Origin of the sequence: Aquidulcibacter paucihalophilus (assembly GCA_030285985.1) — a bacterium.
Taxonomy (GTDB): domain Bacteria; phylum Pseudomonadota; class Alphaproteobacteria; order Caulobacterales; family Caulobacteraceae; genus Brevundimonas.
On record CP127384.1, the window covers coordinates 328,830 to 345,815 of the forward strand.

Consider the following 16,986-nt stretch of genomic DNA (forward strand, 5'->3'; position numbering starts at 1 on the left):
GGCTTAGTCTTCGTCAATATCGGTGTCGTCGATCGTCGGTGTAGGCTCGGGATTGCCCTTCGTAGGGGTCAGTTTACTTCGGTTGAGGCCAGCCGCCTGCAAGGTCGCCCTGTTTCGAAGCCATGCGTCATTGATGAGGTCCTGCCATTGGATGACCTCGATCTGACCGCGATAGGCTCCTTTCAGCTGACGAATTCTACCTTGGCTGTTGGACGTGGTTTCCCACCCGGACAACTGATGTTCCAGGTCGCCACGTATGTCGGCCACGACGTAGCAATAGAATATGCAGTCGTCGGCCACGCGAACGCGGGTCCGGTCGAAGCTCTCGATCTCGCCGCCCTTGAGCTGGGACAGGTATTTGGTGATCTGCCCCTCGATGTTGTCCTCGGCTTTTGCGTAGGTCGTACGACCAGGACGCTTGAACTCGACGATCATCACCGTGCGCATCGGTTCTGAGACATTGACGCTATCGGGGTTGTCGGTGTCGGTGACCCCCAGGCCATAGGCTAGGTCCCACACAAGCAGGTCTGGCCGATCCCCTGAGCCGCCTTCGGTCAGCACGGCGTCCAAACGCTTGTCGGACGAAAACGCCCGGGTAAAGGCCAGCCGCTCGTCAACAATCCAAAGGTCATGGGCGCGGCTCTTGGGCTCATCGCCGTCGTCGCCGCGGATCCGCATCGGACAAATGAACGCGTGGAGGGTGCTTTCCAGGTGATGGTCGTCGTCGCGCTCCCCGTGAGCGCGTATTCGCCGGATCAGCTTGTCGAGAAGTTCGAGCGCGAGCTTGCGGCGAACGACGTGCTGCGCCAGCGCCAGTTGTTCAGAAGCTTGGATTTCGCCGACAGCGCTCGTGATCGAAGCTTCTAGGTTGACCGGCGTCTGTTCGAGATCGAGGCTGTCAATGAGCGTCTGTAGGGACTTTTGACGGCTTTCCTCGCTGCGGATTTGGTACTTCACCAGCCCGGACGCGAAGTCCTCCGGGTTGGTGGCGTGGAAGGGAACGCGGCCCAGCTGTGTGTCGTCGGCGTCGAAACCAAAGGTCGGATATCGCTCGACAAAGGCCTGATAGCTCTTGCGGCGGGCTTCTGCGAATTTCGCGATCTGGCCGGGGAGCAGCTTCGCCTTGACCTCGTCCATGCAGGCTCGGCTGATAGCCTTCAGCGTGTTTTCCGGCAAGTTGAACGCGGTACGCCCCTCGTTGACGCGAAGGTCGAGATATTCCCCGGAAACGCACCCGTGGAAGACGAGATCCGATTGTCCGTCTCGCTCAAGGTCCACAACGCCCAGCAGGTTGTCGACCTTCCGAGTCTCGACGGTGCGCTCGTTGGCGAGCAGGTGCAACTGATGGCGGCCTTCCAACCCGGTACTGGCCTCTGCCTGACACGTGAAGCCGACTATCCGTAGCGTCCCGAATTCCTTGTGATCGAACGTCGTCTCCAGTGGCTTGCCCACCGTCAGTTCGGCGACAGCCTTCGGGTATTCGGTCGTGTTGCCGTCGAGGTCGATGAAGATCGACGGACCGGTGCCGACCAAGAAATCGGCGATGAAGTGAGCGCTGAAGTAGCGCAGGAACGTTTCGGCCCGCCTTGGGAAGGAGTCCGCATACTCCTTGGTTCGCAGGCCGGTGAAGGTGATCGTGGTCCCACATTCGGCGCTGCCGGCTTCGCGGTCCTCGAACCGCACAACGACTTGCTCGCGGTTATTGAGCAAGAAGTCGAACGCCCGCTCGTGGGTGACGCCGTCCCGGTAGTACGTGCTCTCGACCTGGATTTCTGAAAAGGCATCAAGCCAGAAGAGCCGTCCGACGCCTTTTCCGCCGCGAGGTCGTTTGAAGTCTGTGTCCACCTCGCAGAACGCGCCGTACCGGGTCTCATCCAGGCCGATGCCGCTGTCCGCGACGACAATCTGGATCCGCTCGGGGTCCGAAAGATTGGCCACGCGGATGTCGACGCGCCCCTCCGACACCCGGTCGTCGAGCCGATCTTCCAGCGCAAACATGGCGTTGCTGACCGCTTCAAACAGCGGCTGGAGCCCCTGCGTCGCGTTCGAGGGCTTCGGCAGCTTCCGAACGCGATTTTCGATATTTGGCGTAAGGGTGGGCACGACGGCATCCTAGTGATGCTGTGGAACGTGCGGGCCTATTCGTCCTGTGTAAAGCCCGAGCAACATAACCCATTGGTGCCCAGTTTTTCCCGGCGGTTCTCGAACTTCGGCCTCTTGGCTTAGTCCTAACGTCAGCTCATGGCACATGACTGACATACAGCAGGCCTCCGCCCAGCCTCGTTGTCCGAACTCATTTTTCGGGTGACCCGGGCCATTCCGGCAAACGTTCATTTGCCGCGAGATCGGGTCGGAAAACGCCAATGAAGGCAATCGCATATTACCGGGTGAGCACGGCCTCTCAGGGGAGAAGTGGTCTGGGATTAGACGCTCAGCGCCACGCCGTTCAGCAACTTTCAGTGCAGCGCGGTCTGTCGCTTTTGGCGGAGTTTACCGAGGTCGAGACAGGCCGTCGCGACGACCGACCCGTGCTCAAGAAGGCGCTGGCGAGAGCAAAGCTAACGGAGGCGACCCTTGTGATAGCTAAGCTCGATCGGTTGTCCCGCAATGCTGCGTTCTTGCTGACCCTGCGCGACAGTGGTGCGCGGTTTTTGGCTGCGGACGTTCCGGACGCGAACGACCTGACCATCGGTGTGCTTGCTGTAATTGCCCAGGCCGAGCGGGAGATGATCTCGCGTAGGACGACCGAAGCTTTAGCCGCAATCAAACACAAGATCGCTCGTGGCGAGATGCATCTATCCAGCCGGAGCGGACGGCCCGTCACAGCGCTGGGTAATCCCCACGCGGAAGGAGCGCTTGGAAGGTATGCGGGAAATCTGACGCTGGCTCGTCGGGCGAATGCTCGCCGAACGGCTGCCCGCTATCGCGAGCTCGGCCCCATCGTGGCTGCGATTATGTCGGCCGGACACACGAAGCCCTCGGCAGTGGCGGCCGAGCTCAACCGACAGGGTATTGCCACCGTGCGCGGCGCTAAGTGGCATGCATCGACCGCCGCTCGGTTGATAGCTGCTCGGGTCGCCAAAACGTCTGCTATGCGCCTCGCCGCGAAGGGCTGATTTCGACCAATTGCGGACATTAGAAGCCCCCAGACTGTCTCTCCAGCGGCCCTCGTGTGGCGGCACGACGCCGCGCCCTCACTGTTCGCCAGCGCGAGAAAACCAGCCACGCATGTGTTTGCGGGCCGCGTCTGGCGACCGCCAGTTTTCAAAAAGGCCCGGCGGCCGAATGTGCTGAAATCAATCAGCATAAAGCGTTCCGATGAGCGCCCGCGCGGCTACCGGACGATCACGGCGGCTTCCTAGGGGCATATGAGACAGTGCACCATACCGTCTTTACGCTGTACTGGGACAGGAGGTGGCACCTAGGGCGGGGCTGACCGTGTTCCCACCCTAGCGCGAAATTCTCAGCTTCGAGATATCGCGCCCGATGGCTGCGAAGGCTTCGGACAGGTCGGATCCGCTGGTCGGCAGATGCGCATGGGCAGGGCTGGTAGCACAGTTCGCGAGGAGGTTGGCGGCATTCCCGCCCGCCGAGATCTGGAACCCGACGGTGTAGACGATGACGCCCCGGTCCTTCATGGCATTGCAGAGGGCGGCACCCTGCGTGAACGGGCTACCGTTGGCGGCGTTCTGATTGATTTTGTCGCCTGTGCCGCCGGATCCGGCCCCAGCGTTCTGGGCGATCACGCCGCTGTTGTAGGGCGTATTGAATTCTCCGTCCGTCATGATGATGACGGCCTTGAGCGTATCCTCGGGCTCATAGGCACCGGCAGGGCTGCCGGGCCATAGGGTATTGAAGTTGGGTGAGACGGCGTACCAGCCCCAGGCCATGCCGATCTGGCCCGCTGTGGAGCCGGTGACGGACAAGCCGCTGATCAAGGATTTAAGGGTCGACCGGTTGCTGCTGAGCGGCAGGATGGTTGCCGATGGACAAGGGTTACCCGAGGTGGACGGATAGTTGCGCCCGACTCTCGCCGAGCCGGGTGACGCGTCCGTATAGGCCTGAGCGCCTGTTCGTTCGCTCACACAGGTGCTGGTCTCGAGGGCGCGGAGAGCGCCGGACGGATTGGTGAACACCCGCCACTGGCAGCCGTCTGCGCCGCACCAGCTGGACCCTCCGGAGGTATGTGACCCCCATTCGGCGCCGTTGACGCCGATCGAATAGGTATTGGCGGTGACGTTGCCGACGATGTAGGGGCGATTGTTGACCTGGGTCATGCCGTTGGCGCCGGTAATGTAGACGCCATCACCGTCGGACAGGCCGTGGCCGGGAGCGGTTACCTGGACCGAACAGTCCGACAAGAGGCACTTGCGAACCTCGCCGCCGCTTCGATATCCACCGTACGCGCCAGTTTGCAGGGTCGCCCAGGATGAGCCATTCCAGGTCTGCAGCGAGAAACTGTTGCTACTGAGTTTCTGGACCCGGTAGGGGCGATTGTTCACCTGCGTCATACCGGTGACGTTTCGGATCCAGACATAGTCATTGGTCTGCAAGCCATGACCGGAAGTGGTGGTGACCACGCCCGTGCTGGCGCGTGTGATGCTGCTGATGCCTCTCCCGGCCGAGGCTGCCCATTCCATCTGCGAAATCGATCGGGCTCCGGTGGGGGTCCCGCGGGCACCGCTGGCATAGGAGCCGAGGTTGACCCCCATCGAGTAGGGCACAATTGCCATCCGCGTATAAAAGGGTGTCTGGACGTCCTGCACCACGATATCAACCAGTTGGGTCGCTGCCGCCTTCAGGTCGATGATGCGCTGCCCAGCCATCGAGCCGGTGATATCGAGAACCAGCGCGACCTCGATGTTCTTTGCAGACCGATCGACCTCCGAATGGGCACCGACGGGCAGATAGTCATCCATGAACTGGCCGTAGGGTGGCAGGAAGATGTTGGCGACCAGAGCCTTCACATCGACTTTTGAGCTTGCGATGACGACGTTCTCGTCATTGATGACGAAGCGGGTGTCCGCTTCGCGCAGCAGAACATCGGGATAGGCCTTGAGATTGGCTCGAAGCGCCACCAGACCCACCCGCTGGAGGTCGGCGTTGTCGGTATAGGGAGACCGTGCTGCGGTCAGGGCGGCGGCGTCGAGAGCGTCCTGCAGATTGACCCGCACGGTCGAGGCGCGGTGAAGATCAACCCCGCCGACAGATATGAGCACCACCACCGGCAGGCTGAATGCGAACAGCAAGGCCACATTGCCGCGGGCGTCCGAAAGAAGACCGCGTACAAGGTGGACAAGATGAGTGATCGCCGTGCGCATTCTGCCAATCCTCGTTAATTCGTCACTCCGGAATTCGGTCCAGAATCTCATACGCCCACGGCTCTATAACGCGCCGCCAAGCTTAGCTTCGCATTCACAGGCATGGTTGATGCTCTGGGAATCTTGCTGATCCGAGCGAGGTCGCGACCTGCCGCCGGGAACGGACGCACGGATGAAGGCCGGGCTTCAGGCCTCTCCACGACCGCTTCTACGCGAGCTCCCGCGGCGGTCGCTGCTGCGCATCCCGCCGTTCAACATCATCAACTCGAGCCTGATTTCGACCAGGCGCAGCTCGATGGAGCCGAGCGCCAGCCACAGGGTGGAAATGAAGAGCAGGGCCACCTCGAAGGCAAGGACGCTCATCGCGGCCCTGGCACCCAGGATTTCAACGGCCAGCAGGGTGATCACAAGCAGCGCCGTGCTGATCCCGACCCCCAGTGCGCCCAGCAACTTCAGCACGGATCGGCGAGGTGCCTGCGGATTGATACGGCTGCCGTTACTTCGCCGGTCAGGCCCCCGCCGTTCGGCCCGCGCCCTGCGGTCGGCCGGGGCCGGAACATCGATCTGTTCCGCCACAAGTCCAGCTTCCAATGCCATAAGGTGCTCCGTTCCTAGTCGATCAGCCGGCTGCCGCCGGTGCGCGGCCCGACGCCGCTGGGTACCGGCACGTCAGAAGCGTCGTAGTTGGCGTTGATGAAGAGTGAGGGTGATCCGCTGAGCCGGAGTTCCCGGGCGACAATCACGGTCCAGGCGCTGTCGCGCGCGACGTCCGCGGTTCCTTCAACGATCAGGCGTGCAGACGGCACATAGATCACCCCCAGCAGGCTCTCGACATGGTCAGCCGAGATGAGGAAATCCTGTTGGTTGTCACGCATGCTGGCCATGACGATGCCAGCGAAGGCACCCGACTCACGACCTTCAAGATTGACCCGGGCCGCTGCGCTGAACGCGAACTTCGAAGCTCGGTCGAACAGCAGCACAACATCTTCGCCCTCCAGACGGGCAGACCCGTCGATGAGGAGGTTGCCCTTCAGGAAATAATGCTCACCGCTCTGCAGGACAATCCGGCCGTCGCCTGTGGCCTCAATGCCTCCGCAGTGCCTCCCCGGACTGATGTAATGGACGCCCGACGACACGGTGACTTTCTCTCGCGTCGCGTCGACGTCGCGGCAGGCACCTCCAAGGCCACCGACCGTCTCGAGTTCCAGATTGGCGAATGGGTCGTCGATCGGGGCGGCGCCTGTATTGGCCGCCGGGCTGATGGCACCGCCGGCCGATGTCACGGCCTGGACTGCCGCCGCCGTGATGGCACCCCCGCTGACCTCGATGTCGCGGTTGGAGTGCACCATGCAGGACGGCGCGGTCATTCGCCCCGTGTCCCTGACATGAAGGACGCGATTGGCTGTGGTCCCCGTGACAAGGACGCACAATGGAACCAGCCCGACCGAAGTCGCGGTCGCCTCTCCTTTGAAGTTCCACCCCCCGGGCGGCAGCATATTGGCGAAGAATGACGTCCGGTTGGCCTGCAGCAGGACCCGGATGCCGCGCTGCCCCCCCTGCGTCACGACCTCATAGGTCTGGACCACCGTCGGCGCGTCGGACCACTCGCTGAGTTGCCCCGCAACGAACGAGGCTGACCGTTCGCGGGCCGCGGCCCCGTCGGTGGCCAGGGCCAGGGCGGGCGCGCCGGCCAGGGCCCCGGCATCGGCAATGGCTTGCAGCCGGGTCTGGGCCGCCGTGACGGCAAAAAGGTCAATCGCGCCGACGCTTACCATGGCGATCGCCGGAACGATCAGGGCAAATTTCAACGCGATGGAACCCCGGGTCTCGCGCAGCAGCCGCTGCATCAGTGCCTGGACCCGACGCTGCAGGCGTTCAATCATGCGCGGCTCCCCGCGACATGGCCCCGGCTCTCTGGCCACGGGGCCTTCACCCGCACCGAGCCGGCCTGCACGCCACAGGTCAGTCGGCTCACATCACACCGGCGGATGACGGTTCGGACGATTGCAGTCGCCGCTCCGCGCGCGATGCCCGCAGGACATAGCGAATTTGATAGGTCAGCAGGCGCCAGTGCAGGGGTTTGGTGACGAACGAGGTCGCGCCCAGACGGAAGGCCCTGTCGATGGCTTCAACATCCTCGCGCCCGGTCTGGACCATGACCGCCAGACCCTCGAACCGCGGGTCGGCCCGTATGGCTGCCAAGGTGTCAAAGCCGTTCAACACCGGCATTTCCAGATCAAGCAGCACGATTTCGTAGTCATTGAGCGCCAGCCGCTCCAGAGCCTCGGCACCGTTAGATGCGACATCCACCGTGGCCGTCGGGGATGCCAGGTTTACCTGTGCGAACTCTCGCAGGATCGGATCATCATCGACGAACAAGATGGGCGTCGATTCGTCTAAGACATAGAAAAACCGAGCCAGAGTTTGACTTTCTACTTAAATACAAAATACGATTAGCCATTCACCATCTATGGTTAATCGCGCTCTCGCCAGTGCCTGCGGCGCCATTATACCTAAAATGGGGAAAAATTCACCCATGCGGGCATTTGGCGCAATTTCAAAAGCCACCCCGAACGGCCACTATCCGTAAGCGGCGGAATCCAGAATGCGGTTTCCCGTCTGTATTCTGGAGTTCACCGTGGCCATCATCCTGCTCGTTGACGATGATCCCGCATTACGGCTGATCGCCAAGGAACTGCTGCGGGTTGGCGGCCATGCCATTCTGGAGGCTGAAGACGGCGATGAAGCCCTGAAAATCGCCGGCGCCATCGCGGTGGATCTGGTCGTGCTGGACATGCTGATGCCCAACAAGGACGGGCTGGAAACCATTCTTGAACTGCGAAAGACCCATCCACACATCCGAATTCTGGCCATCTCCTCGGGAGGAAGGATGGATGAGGGCATCCTCTTGAGAACAGCCAGTTTATTCGGGGCCGACGAAATAATGCAGAAACCTTTGCGGTTGGACGTTTTTTCTCGTGTCGTCGATCAGATGCTATCCGATAAAAAAACTTGAATATCACTAATGATAGGCGACTATCGAAAACTTAGTAATCAAGTGTTGAGACAGATTAAAGTGACATCGCCAGATGAAATCGACGATGCTCTATCGGGTTTCCTGTTTGCGCAAAACATGGACTTCGTGATGAAGAGCGTTACCGCTTACAAAGCGATATTCGATGGCGACAGTACGACAATGTTCATATTTTTCGCTATGGCGCGGGCTTCGGTGGAGCACCTGAACCGTAAAAAGGTCCCCCGCGATGAAGCAGCCCGTGGGGTTTTTCCGGACACGCTTCGGCGACCAGTCTCGATACTTGGCATCGCCGACTACCTGGGCCTGCCGTATGAAACGACCCGCCGGCACGTTATGAAACTGGTCGAGCAAGATTTTTGTCAGCGCCAAGGCTCGCGGGAGTTTTTTATTTCTGAGGCAACAATGTCTCGGCCGGAGTTCCGGGCCCTATCGAGAGAGACGCTTGATCTCAGCATTTCATATATAAAGACGGTCAGCCCTTATATTGAGATCTGACGCGCGAGTGCTGAAAGGATTGTTCGCTTTTACGTCGGACCCTCGGTTCTGACCCGGGTCGTTCAGACACTCGTTGATCAGCAGCTGGCTCATGCATCCCCCGATGCAGGACAACTTCGCATTGTTCGGGTTGCCCGAACAAGTGATCGCACGATTGAGCGGCGACCATTCCCTACTGAAGGTTCTCAGCGGCTCTCGGTCAGGTGTTGGGGAAGGCGGGTTGACGCTTGGAATGCTTCAGGGGTTGGCGGGGAAGCGTCAACATCTTGCCAGCACGCTGAGCGTTCACCCAGTAGGGACCCACGGAGGTAACAAACGAGAAGGCCCTTCCGCCGCTCGCCAGTCGATGTCCAAGTCAGAGTGGCATTTGAAAGGTGGTGCCGCCTGGGTGACTCGAACGCCTGACCCCCGCATTGCTCATCCTCGACACACAAGAGGCCGTGGTCAACGTCCGCTACCCACCCATAGCAGACCTCAAGACCGTCCGCTTTCCGGCGGACAGCTCAGCCGACCCCTTCATGCCGGAAAGCAGACTCTTGGGATGGCTGCTATGGGTGGAAAGCAGACCTTAGTCGAGCAACTCGGCTGGTGCGCTGATGATCACCGCCGCTCCTGCCGTCGTAAGCTCCTCTCGGCTACCGTAGCCCCATAGAACGCCAACAGTGGGGATAGCGTGACGGCTTGCTGCACGAACATCCTGTTCTCGGTCACCGACCATGCAAACGTCGTCCGGAACCAAGCCCTCTGTTTCAACAATGTGGCCGATTAGATCACCCTTGTCGTCGAAACGGCCATCAAGATCAGGCCCAAAGACTCCATCCAGCAGTTCAGCCAATCCGAAATGGTCAACAACCCGTCTCGCGAAAACGGCTGGCTTGGCAGTGCAGAGTAACAGTCGGTGTCCCATTTTTCGCCGCTCCAGCAGCACATCGTGGATGCCGCTGTAGACCTGCGCTTGAGTTAGCCCCCACTCAGAATATCGCTGCCGGTAGTGCCGGAGTGCTTCTTCAGGCTCACCACGGCCATTCAGTAGTTGAGCAAAGGTCGCCCGAAGCGGCGGGCCAATAACCCACCGGAAGTCCTCATTTGCTGTGACGGGCCGCCCCATTCGCTCCAAAGCATAGACGCAGCTTCCGATGATTCCTTCAGCGGGATCGGTCAGGGTGCCATCGAGATCGAGCAGCAGTGTTTTGCGGCGGCGGACGGGCATTGGGCTGGATTACACTGCCGGGGAGATGTCGCCTATGGGTCGATAGCAGCCATCTAGGTCACGCTCGCAAGCGGACCCCGGCGACGCTGAAGGGGCGGAACCGGAAGCGTTACCCTGCCTTTGAGTTTCCGACGTAATGAAATACAAAGAAGAATTCAATCACTCTCTTCCCGTCATAAGAACAGTAAGTATCTTGACGTACATCCCTACGGATTGGCGCAAAGACTGAATATTGCGGATTAAAAAAATGATGACCGGTTCCGGTCAACTCAATTTCATATTCACCTTGTTTAACATTTCTACTTACCACGCCATTCGGGTCGCCCAGATCAGACGCTTCATTTGAACTCCAGAAACAGTTCAATTTGACCGTTTCTGCCGTCGTTCTATAATCGAATGAAAAACCATACCATGTACATGGCACTGAGTTCCCATCGTAGATGCAGAGTTGATTACCGCTTATAGTGATATAGCTAGTTTCCTCACAGATTTCGCGATCACTCTTCGGCGAGCAGACGGTACCCACCTTCAGATTTGATATAAATACGCTGTTGAGGTCACTAGGTGGATTGACGCGGGCGCAACCTGCCAGAACGCCAAGCACTATCAAACAAGGCCGCCACCAACCAACCATTAGTCTATTCCTCTCTCGCGCGGACTCGCCAAACGATATACCCCATTTGAGACAATAGTCGGCACGTTGGGCATGACCTTTCGAGGAACGGCAACGTCCGCTTTGGGTCGGGAGCGGACCATCGCCTGAGGGTGGAAAGCGGACGAGCCTCAAAGGTCACTCGGGTCGAATATCTGTGACCGTCTGCTGCTGACCAACCCATCTCTCCAGAAACCGAACCAGAGACGTGGGCCCGTCTAAATCTCGCATATCGATTTGAGCAGATGCTTGTCCGTGTGCTTCGATGACAATCCTTCCTCGACTCTCATCCAGCCGAAAACGCACCGGCCGTTGAGACGACAGCGTGAATCGCCGGTCCTCCCAACCACGGACTAGCAGGGTGCCGCCCCGCAACTCCACTGCCGGGATACGCCCCAATGCTCTAACCACCATTGGAATACGGGATAGGGCGATCCCGACGAGAACGGCCCCCACCGCATACACAATATATGATCCTGGTGGCTGATGGAGATAGCGGAAGAACGTTGAGGGCCCATTCATTGCGACCGGAAGCAGCGCAATCATGATCAGCAGACCCGCCTGCCGCAACGCGACTGGCAAGGCGCGATAGTAAAACTTGGGCTGTTGCTCGACCGTAGCCATAGCCGCCAACCTAAGTCGCGCCTGAGGAGGTCCGCAATGGGTCGAGAGCCGACGGTGACCTCAGGGTGTGGAGCGGACACGAGGGTGCTATCGGTGGGGTATCGCTGCTGAGAACCCGTTGATGCCCTCGATCAAGACCATCGGCGCCGCGTATGGCTGGGGCGGCTGGATCGCGTTTTTCGGTGCAGTCTACCTCACGCAATTCAGTTGGATCGCCGCCGGAATTTTCCTGTTCAGCTACGCCTTGGCGGGACCGGTGCTCTTGAAGTGCCCGAGGTGCGGATTGCCGACGTCTGGCCGCGTCCGAACTGACAGGAAAGGTCGGGAGCGGCGCAGTTCTTCTCACCACTCCCCCGACCCGGATTATTGCAGCCGGTGCGCTCTCGACTTCCGCACCCACACCCTGGGTGAACGCTTTGATTGATGTGTAGCCAACGTCCGCTTTGGGTCGTTAGCGGACGGTCGGCTCTGGGGGAAAGCGGACTTTCGGACGAGCGTTTGATTTCTGCTCTCGGCACACTTCAGCGGTCTACCAACGCCCGCCTGGACGCCGCCCCGGGTGATTGAGAGGTAAAGCGGCCCGATCGTCTGGCACATGAATGTTGGCGAACCATCGCATCAGAACGCGATCCCCGGCGACTGGCCGAACACTGGCGTTCGTAAAGGCAGCCTGTCCGAACTCAGGCGGGATCCCGATATCAACCGCGACCAATGCGACATCGTCGCCGACAGCCCCATCGCAATCGGGGCGGTCGCTGGTTCGTTCATAGACCTCGATACGACCACGGTGCGTAAGGGCTGGTTCGTCGAACTGGACGGGGGGACCCTGTAGGCGGCGCACTGTGATTGTTCCGCACTCGCTCTCGAACATCACAATTTCGCCCATCACATTCATCCGACCATCTCGCCCGCCCTCGACACGCTGATCGACCAAAAAAGGGTCGACAGCCGGCGGTGCCTGCCAGTCGCGATAATCATAAGGGCGCGCGGCGCACGAGGCGACGAGGCCGCCTGCGACTAAGACTTGTATCCAACGAAACGCATGACGGTGAGACATTCGGCTAGCTATGCACCGTGGTAGCCAAACCGCAACGGCTCGCGCCAACGTCCGCTATGGGTCGGAAGCCGACCGTCGCTTGAGGGCGGTTAGCGGACGGCCCCTTTGCGCTTGCGCCAATAATCCCAGACGAACTTCAACACGTTCACACCAATGGCGACCCCAAGCAGCGGCGTGAGCCAGCCGTCTGGGATGTCGGCACCGATGTCGAAATGAACGGACGCCCAGAACAGGCCGAAGAAGGCCAGCATTCCTGCCCACAGCAGTATCGAGTTCTTCGCGTCTCGGCTCATGAAGTGCTCCCGATGGCAGAGTAGCTTACCGCCAGCCGAAATGTCCGCAATGGGTCGGGTCCGATCATCAGCCTCACGCCCGATGGCGGACACTCGCTGCCCCGCCCGGACGCGGACACTTTGACGGTCGGCCAGGGGGCACCGTAAAACTAAGTCGCAGCCTTGCGCTGCTCCCTCCACACGTCGCGGCTGATCTCCCATAGCTCCACATCGTGAACGCCTGAGACCAGTTGCTTGGGGAAGCGGGCGATCACGCGCATTCCACGCTTCTCCGAAATTCGACGCGATGACGGATTATCGACGGCTTTGGGAACTCGGAGAATTTCCCGTCCAAGAACCTCGAACCAGAAGTCGGTCACTGCATCGCTCGCTTCAGTCATGAGCCCGCGTTGTTGCCATTCTGGAGCAAGCCAAAATCCCCTGTTGTCGTCAGGGTGATCCCTCAAGCTTACGACCCCGATCAAGAGATCAGGCTGTTCTCGTGGCCTTAGACTCCAGTGCCAGCCATTCCCGGCTTCAATAGCGGGGAGCGCAACGTGCCGCAGGTAGCCTTCGGCTCCGTCCTCGGGGTAGGGCCATGGCACTGCACCGTCCATCCAGCGGACGATCTCCCACTTCGGAAATGTGCGCTGGATTGCGGGTGCATCGCTAATGGACAGCGGGACCAGGTGCAGACGCGTTGTTGCCAGAGACTGCATGGCGGGAGCCTACTCGATGGTCCGATGTCCGCAATGGGTCGGGAGCGGCCATTCGAGCCGTTGCCGAAAGCGGACCTTGGACTGCAGCCGAACGGCTCGGTCTGGGGCCCCGCGCAAGGCCGGAAACGCCCGAGCCGATTTTGAACCGCCCGGGCCGCGTGCTCTACTGGGCTCATGAACACTACCGCCCTTCTCGCCGGTCTCGCCCTCTTCGCGGGAGCCTGTACCGGCACGCTCGCACCCAGAGACGAGCCATCGTCCGGGGCGGCCATCAAGCTTGCGGCCTGGAACGTTGAGCATCTCGCCGAGGCCGATGGCTCGGGGTGTCGTCCACGCACTGAGGCCGACTACGCAGCTATGCGCGCCTATGTGGCTGAGCTGGATGCGGACGTGATCGCCTTCCAAGAAGTCGAGTCAAAAGTCGCAGCCGAACGAGTGTTTGATCCGGCGAGATACACGGTGGTGATCGAAGATCGGGTTGGCACAAATCGCCGGGGTCCCTGCGGAGGTCGCGAGGGGCTGACGATCAACGCCCAGCGGACTGGGTTTGCGATACGCAACGGCATTCCGTTCGAGCGACAGCCCGACTTCACCGATCTCCAAGTCGGCAACCCCGATCTTCGCTCTGGGGTCGATCTCGTCGTGCGCCCGCGAGGAGGTGAGCCGATCCGGGTTCTATCGGTCCATCTCAAATCTGGCTGCAGCTCCGGCGACCGAAACGAAGCTTGCCCCGTCCTTTTCGAGCAGGTTCCGGTCATGGAGCGCTGGATCGACGAGCGTGCGGTCGAAGGGACGCGGTTCGCCGTCATGGGCGACTTTAACCGTCGTCTAGCGATGCCGGATGATGCCGTGTGGTCGGATTGGGACGATGCATCACCACCGAACGCCGACCTTGCCCTTGCCTCCGGTGAACAGTCCGCTCGGTGTAATCCCCGCTACCGCGACTTCATCGACATGATCGTGCTTGATCGCCGAGCCGCCGCTGATCTTGTTGGCTTCGAAGAGAAGACGTTCGCCGGCGATGCCCTGAGCGACCACTGCGCGGTGTCGGCGCGCTTGAGCCTTCGATGAGCACGCTCCACCACCTGCTTAGCGGATGGGTGGGACTGCGATCCGCGTGGTCCCGGAACGATGGCAAGCCGCGTGAGGAATGGGCACCGGGGGTCGATCTCAAAGAGTTGGTGTTGACCGGGGCGCTGGTGGTCGTAGTCGCCACGCTGGCCGTCGTTGTGATCGCCGCTCTTACCTGAGAACCCGAGCGGATTGGCTCGACGCCGGTAGGGTCCGGAAGGGCTGCGGGCCGAAGGTCGCCTATGGCTCGGAAGAGATCATATGGGTGATCGAACCTTCGCGTTGTCCTTCAGCCGATCTGACCGGAAGGGGCCTTCATCAACTGAAGGAGGCCCACATGAGTGTTCTGGACAAACTTGAACTGACGGCTGGCGGCGAACGTCGGGCGAGCTACGACCCGGTGCAGGTTCGCCGGCGCAAACTGGCGGCGGGTCTGCTGGATCAGATCAAACTGATCGACGCTATCGAGCAGGGCGAGGCGCACACAAAGACGAAGATGCGCAAACAGATTGTGCAGGGCACCAACGAGGTCGTCACCACGCAGGAGAGCCGCTCGGTCTCCCCGTGGTGGACGATCGACGACGACGGCAAGGTTCACTTCGCCATCCGGTACGGTGCGATGCGTCTGAAGCTGAAGGGCACGAACGACACGATCGTGTGCAAGTCGCTCGGCGACCTCCGCCAAATCCTCCCGCCACTGAGGCAGGAGGCCCTTACGGGATCGTTTGATGCGGCGCTGGCGACGGCCGCCGCCGAACTTCAAACGCGGTTCACGCCGAAGAATGCCTCCAAGTCCAAATAGCGCTTTGAAGGTCAGCCAGGTGTCTCTCCGGATGCCTGGCTGATGCTTTCCAGATCACCTCTCCGACAGTATGCGCTTCCCAGCCGCATGCGCCTCATCCGGCGGCAAGTCGGGGATGGTGATGTCGCCCACGATTTCACCATTTAGGTCCATCTGGACCACCGACGGCGCCCCTCGGATCGCCACGTACAGGGTGCCTGCAAACTCGATGTGATCGATGAGCTCTCGAAGGCTGCTGGCCGTTTTCGCTCTAGCGTCCCGTCGTTCATCCGACGGCGGCCCATCCAGCAAATGATGAACGGCTGCGACACGATCGATGTGCTTGTCAGGGCTGACGGAGCCCCGAGCGTGTTCGAGACGAACCCTCAACCCTTCTGTTGCAGCTTCGGCAGAAGCGATTTCGGTGCGGGCTCCCAGCCACCGCTGGCGGGCCTCCTGGTCGCCAGTCTCTTCGAACAGGTCGAGCATCCGCTTGGCACGAGCTTTCGCATTCTCCAGCTCCCTGAGCGCTCGGTACTCAGCATCGACGAGGCTTGCCGTCCCGACCGAGTTTTCGAAGAACCGGTCAGACAGCGCTGATCGCAGGAAGGCGTCCAGTATGCCGCTCTCGATAGGCTCATACCGATAGTGGGTGGAGTGATCGCAGTTGCCGCCGCGAACACGCAGCGCACAGCTTAGGTAACTGGCCTGTCGCTGAGGCGTAGGGACGCCTCGGCGCATTCTGGTCCCTTCGTGGGACTTCAGCTGAAATGCCATCGGTCCGCCGCAAGACCCGCATCGACATAGGCCGCTGAGGAGGTTTCTGACCTGCCCCCGTTGCCCGTCATTGCCTCGGCTCGGCTTGCGCTTGCCTTGAACCGTCGCCCAAAGTTTTTCGGAAACCACCGGTGGAAAGTAGCCCGAGATCGGTTCGCCGAGAGGAACTCGACGGGTCGATCCGCGGGGCTTGGTGTGCGGTTGAAACTCGCCGATGACGGCTGGGTTGGTCAGGATCTTCTGGACATAACTGGAATGCCATGCGGTCGCTTGGCTCTTGCCTCTGCCCCACGGTTCGACACCCCGTCGGTTCAGGTCGCCGGTGATCAATCGCTTTCCTTCTCCGTCGGCGGAGCGCTGGAAAATCTCATGCACGATCGCTGCTCGATCGGGGATCAGTTCGAATCCAGTCTTGTCCGGATCAAGCCGCAGCCATGCCGGACAGACGCCGGTGATCGGGCGGCTGTCACCCTGTCCAAGACGATCCCTTTTGATCTTCCAGCTGGCGGAAAGACGCTCGCTCTTGTGCCGGCTTTCCTCGTGAGCCCGGAACGAGTTGAACACCAATCCCATGAAGCCCATCAGGTTAGTGCTGATGCTTTCCGCCGTGATGACGTACCCGTCGTTTGCCGTGGCAATCGAGACGCCGAGGTCGGTCACTCGCTGAATCCAAGCGATCACCTTGGCTGGTGGAAGCCGGCTGATCCGATCCAGCTGCTCGACGACGATGGTGATGTCCCGGGGAAGCCTTCCAGCCTCCACCCGCCGGATCACGTCACCCAAGTTTCCGGTCTGGACGTTGGTGCCTGCATAGGCGCTGGAGCCTTCGTCAGTGACTCGTTCGAGGATTTCTAGCCCGTGCTGCGAACAGTATCGCTCGACCACTTGGAGCTGCCGCTCCAGTGTCGATCCCTTTCCCTGTTCCAGTGAACTCCAGCGAGCGTAAGCAATGGCCAACATGCCAATCGCC

Annotated in this window: 17 protein-coding genes; 8 read left to right on the plus strand and 9 right to left on the minus strand. The window is 60.5% G+C overall.

Features of this window, described 5'->3' with window-relative positions:
- Positions 1-3: 3 nt before the first annotated feature.
- The gene (locus tag KB221_01715; protein ID WIY69753.1) at positions 4-2,103 is read right to left on the minus strand and encodes a hypothetical protein; all 2,100 of its coding nucleotides are present in this window, start codon (positions 2,101-2,103) and stop codon (positions 4-6) included.
- A 260-nt stretch (positions 2,104-2,363) separates the two neighbouring features.
- Between KB221_01715 and KB221_01720 the strand changes: the two genes are divergently transcribed.
- On the plus strand, positions 2,364-3,116 hold the full coding sequence (locus tag KB221_01720; GenBank protein WIY69754.1) for a recombinase family protein: 753 nt from the start codon (positions 2,364-2,366) through the stop codon (positions 3,114-3,116).
- A gap of 333 nt (positions 3,117-3,449) precedes the next feature.
- Here the strand turns inward: KB221_01720 and KB221_01725 are convergent, their stop codons facing one another.
- From KB221_01725 to KB221_01740, 4 genes are all read right to left on the minus strand, one after another.
- Complete coding sequence (locus tag KB221_01725; protein ID WIY69755.1) at positions 3,450-5,321, minus strand: ubiquitin-activating E1 FCCH domain-containing protein; 1,872 nt, start codon at positions 5,319-5,321, stop codon at positions 3,450-3,452.
- A 186-nt stretch (positions 5,322-5,507) separates the two neighbouring features.
- Positions 5,508-5,918: a hypothetical protein gene (locus KB221_01730; GenBank protein ID WIY69756.1), complete on the minus strand. Its 411-nt coding sequence runs from the start codon at positions 5,916-5,918 to the stop codon at positions 5,508-5,510.
- Between the two features lie 14 nt (positions 5,919-5,932).
- Entirely contained in the window at positions 5,933-7,168 is a 1,236-nt protein-coding gene (locus KB221_01735) for a hypothetical protein (protein ID WIY69757.1), read from the minus strand.
- Positions 7,169-7,292: 124 nt separating this feature from the next.
- Complete coding sequence (locus tag KB221_01740; GenBank protein WIY69758.1) at positions 7,293-7,700, minus strand: response regulator; 408 nt, start codon at positions 7,698-7,700, stop codon at positions 7,293-7,295.
- Between the two features lie 259 nt (positions 7,701-7,959).
- Between KB221_01740 and KB221_01745 the strand changes: the two genes are divergently transcribed.
- The gene (locus KB221_01745; GenBank protein WIY69759.1) at positions 7,960-8,337 is read left to right on the plus strand and encodes a response regulator; all 378 of its coding nucleotides are present in this window, start codon (positions 7,960-7,962) and stop codon (positions 8,335-8,337) included.
- A 9-nt stretch (positions 8,338-8,346) separates the two neighbouring features.
- The gene (locus KB221_01750) at positions 8,347-8,853 is read left to right on the plus strand and encodes a hypothetical protein (protein ID WIY69760.1); all 507 of its coding nucleotides are present in this window, start codon (positions 8,347-8,349) and stop codon (positions 8,851-8,853) included.
- Between the two features lie 568 nt (positions 8,854-9,421).
- Here KB221_01750 and KB221_01755 read toward each other — a convergent pair.
- The gene (locus tag KB221_01755; protein WIY69761.1) at positions 9,422-10,063 is read right to left on the minus strand and encodes an HAD hydrolase-like protein; all 642 of its coding nucleotides are present in this window, start codon (positions 10,061-10,063) and stop codon (positions 9,422-9,424) included.
- A gap of 1,394 nt (positions 10,064-11,457) precedes the next feature.
- Here KB221_01755 and KB221_01760 point away from each other — a divergent pair.
- Together KB221_01760 and KB221_01765 are read left to right on the plus strand one after the other, a co-directional pair.
- The gene (locus KB221_01760) at positions 11,458-11,763 is read left to right on the plus strand and encodes a hypothetical protein (protein WIY69762.1); all 306 of its coding nucleotides are present in this window, start codon (positions 11,458-11,460) and stop codon (positions 11,761-11,763) included.
- Positions 11,764-11,934: 171 nt separating this feature from the next.
- Entirely contained in the window at positions 11,935-12,171 is a 237-nt protein-coding gene (locus KB221_01765) for a hypothetical protein (GenBank protein ID WIY69763.1), read from the plus strand.
- Positions 12,172-12,485: 314 nt separating this feature from the next.
- On the opposite strand, the gene KB221_01770 is transcribed toward KB221_01765, so the two are convergent.
- Together KB221_01770 and KB221_01775 are read right to left on the minus strand one after the other, a co-directional pair.
- A complete protein-coding gene (locus tag KB221_01770) occupies positions 12,486-12,689 on the minus strand; it encodes a hypothetical protein (protein ID WIY69764.1) in 204 nt (67 codons plus the stop codon).
- A 149-nt stretch (positions 12,690-12,838) separates the two neighbouring features.
- Positions 12,839-13,387, minus strand: coding sequence for a GNAT family N-acetyltransferase (locus tag KB221_01775; protein ID WIY69765.1), 549 nt, complete (start codon positions 13,385-13,387; stop codon positions 12,839-12,841).
- A 174-nt stretch (positions 13,388-13,561) separates the two neighbouring features.
- On the opposite strand from KB221_01775, the gene KB221_01780 reads away from it, so the two are divergent.
- From KB221_01780 to KB221_01790, 3 genes are all read left to right on the plus strand, one after another.
- The gene (locus KB221_01780; GenBank protein WIY69766.1) at positions 13,562-14,458 is read left to right on the plus strand and encodes an endonuclease/exonuclease/phosphatase family protein; all 897 of its coding nucleotides are present in this window, start codon (positions 13,562-13,564) and stop codon (positions 14,456-14,458) included.
- A complete protein-coding gene (locus tag KB221_01785) occupies positions 14,455-14,637 on the plus strand; it encodes a hypothetical protein (GenBank protein ID WIY69767.1) in 183 nt (60 codons plus the stop codon). The genes KB221_01780 and KB221_01785 overlap by 4 nt, the downstream gene beginning before the upstream one ends.
- A gap of 158 nt (positions 14,638-14,795) precedes the next feature.
- The gene (locus KB221_01790; protein WIY69768.1) at positions 14,796-15,260 is read left to right on the plus strand and encodes a hypothetical protein; all 465 of its coding nucleotides are present in this window, start codon (positions 14,796-14,798) and stop codon (positions 15,258-15,260) included.
- 54 nt (positions 15,261-15,314) lie between these two features.
- Here KB221_01790 and KB221_01795 read toward each other — a convergent pair whose 3' ends face one another.
- Positions 15,315-16,976, minus strand: coding sequence for a recombinase family protein (locus tag KB221_01795; protein ID WIY69769.1), 1,662 nt, complete (start codon positions 16,974-16,976; stop codon positions 15,315-15,317).
- Positions 16,977-16,986 lie beyond the last annotated feature (10 nt).

Excerpts from the sequence above, each read along its gene's own strand:
- KB221_01755 (WIY69761.1), bottom strand. The coding sequence starts at position 10,063 with ATGCCCGTCCGCCGCCGCAAAACACTGCTGCTCGATCTCGATGGCACC.
- KB221_01735 (WIY69757.1), bottom strand. The coding sequence starts at position 7,168 with ATGCAGCGGCTGCTGCGCGAGACCCGGGGTTCCATCGCGTTGAAATTT.
- KB221_01795 (WIY69769.1), bottom strand. The coding sequence starts at position 16,976 with ATGTTGGCCATTGCTTACGCTCGCTGGAGTTCACTGGAACAGGGAAAG.
- KB221_01780 (WIY69766.1), top strand. The coding sequence starts at position 13,562 with ATGAACACTACCGCCCTTCTCGCCGGTCTCGCCCTCTTCGCGGGAGCC.
- KB221_01775 (WIY69765.1), bottom strand. The coding sequence starts at position 13,387 with ATGCAGTCTCTGGCAACAACGCGTCTGCACCTGGTCCCGCTGTCCATT.
- KB221_01785 (WIY69767.1), top strand. The coding sequence starts at position 14,455 with ATGAGCACGCTCCACCACCTGCTTAGCGGATGGGTGGGACTGCGATCC.
- KB221_01770 (WIY69764.1), bottom strand. The coding sequence starts at position 12,689 with ATGAGCCGAGACGCGAAGAACTCGATACTGCTGTGGGCAGGAATGCTG.
- KB221_01765 (WIY69763.1), top strand. The coding sequence starts at position 11,935 with ATGAATGTTGGCGAACCATCGCATCAGAACGCGATCCCCGGCGACTGG.
- KB221_01720 (WIY69754.1), top strand. The coding sequence starts at position 2,364 with ATGAAGGCAATCGCATATTACCGGGTGAGCACGGCCTCTCAGGGGAGA.
- KB221_01725 (WIY69755.1), bottom strand. The coding sequence starts at position 5,321 with ATGCGCACGGCGATCACTCATCTTGTCCACCTTGTACGCGGTCTTCTT.
- KB221_01750 (WIY69760.1), top strand. The coding sequence starts at position 8,347 with ATGATAGGCGACTATCGAAAACTTAGTAATCAAGTGTTGAGACAGATT.
- KB221_01730 (WIY69756.1), bottom strand. The coding sequence starts at position 5,918 with ATGGCATTGGAAGCTGGACTTGTGGCGGAACAGATCGATGTTCCGGCC.
- KB221_01790 (WIY69768.1), top strand. The coding sequence starts at position 14,796 with ATGAGTGTTCTGGACAAACTTGAACTGACGGCTGGCGGCGAACGTCGG.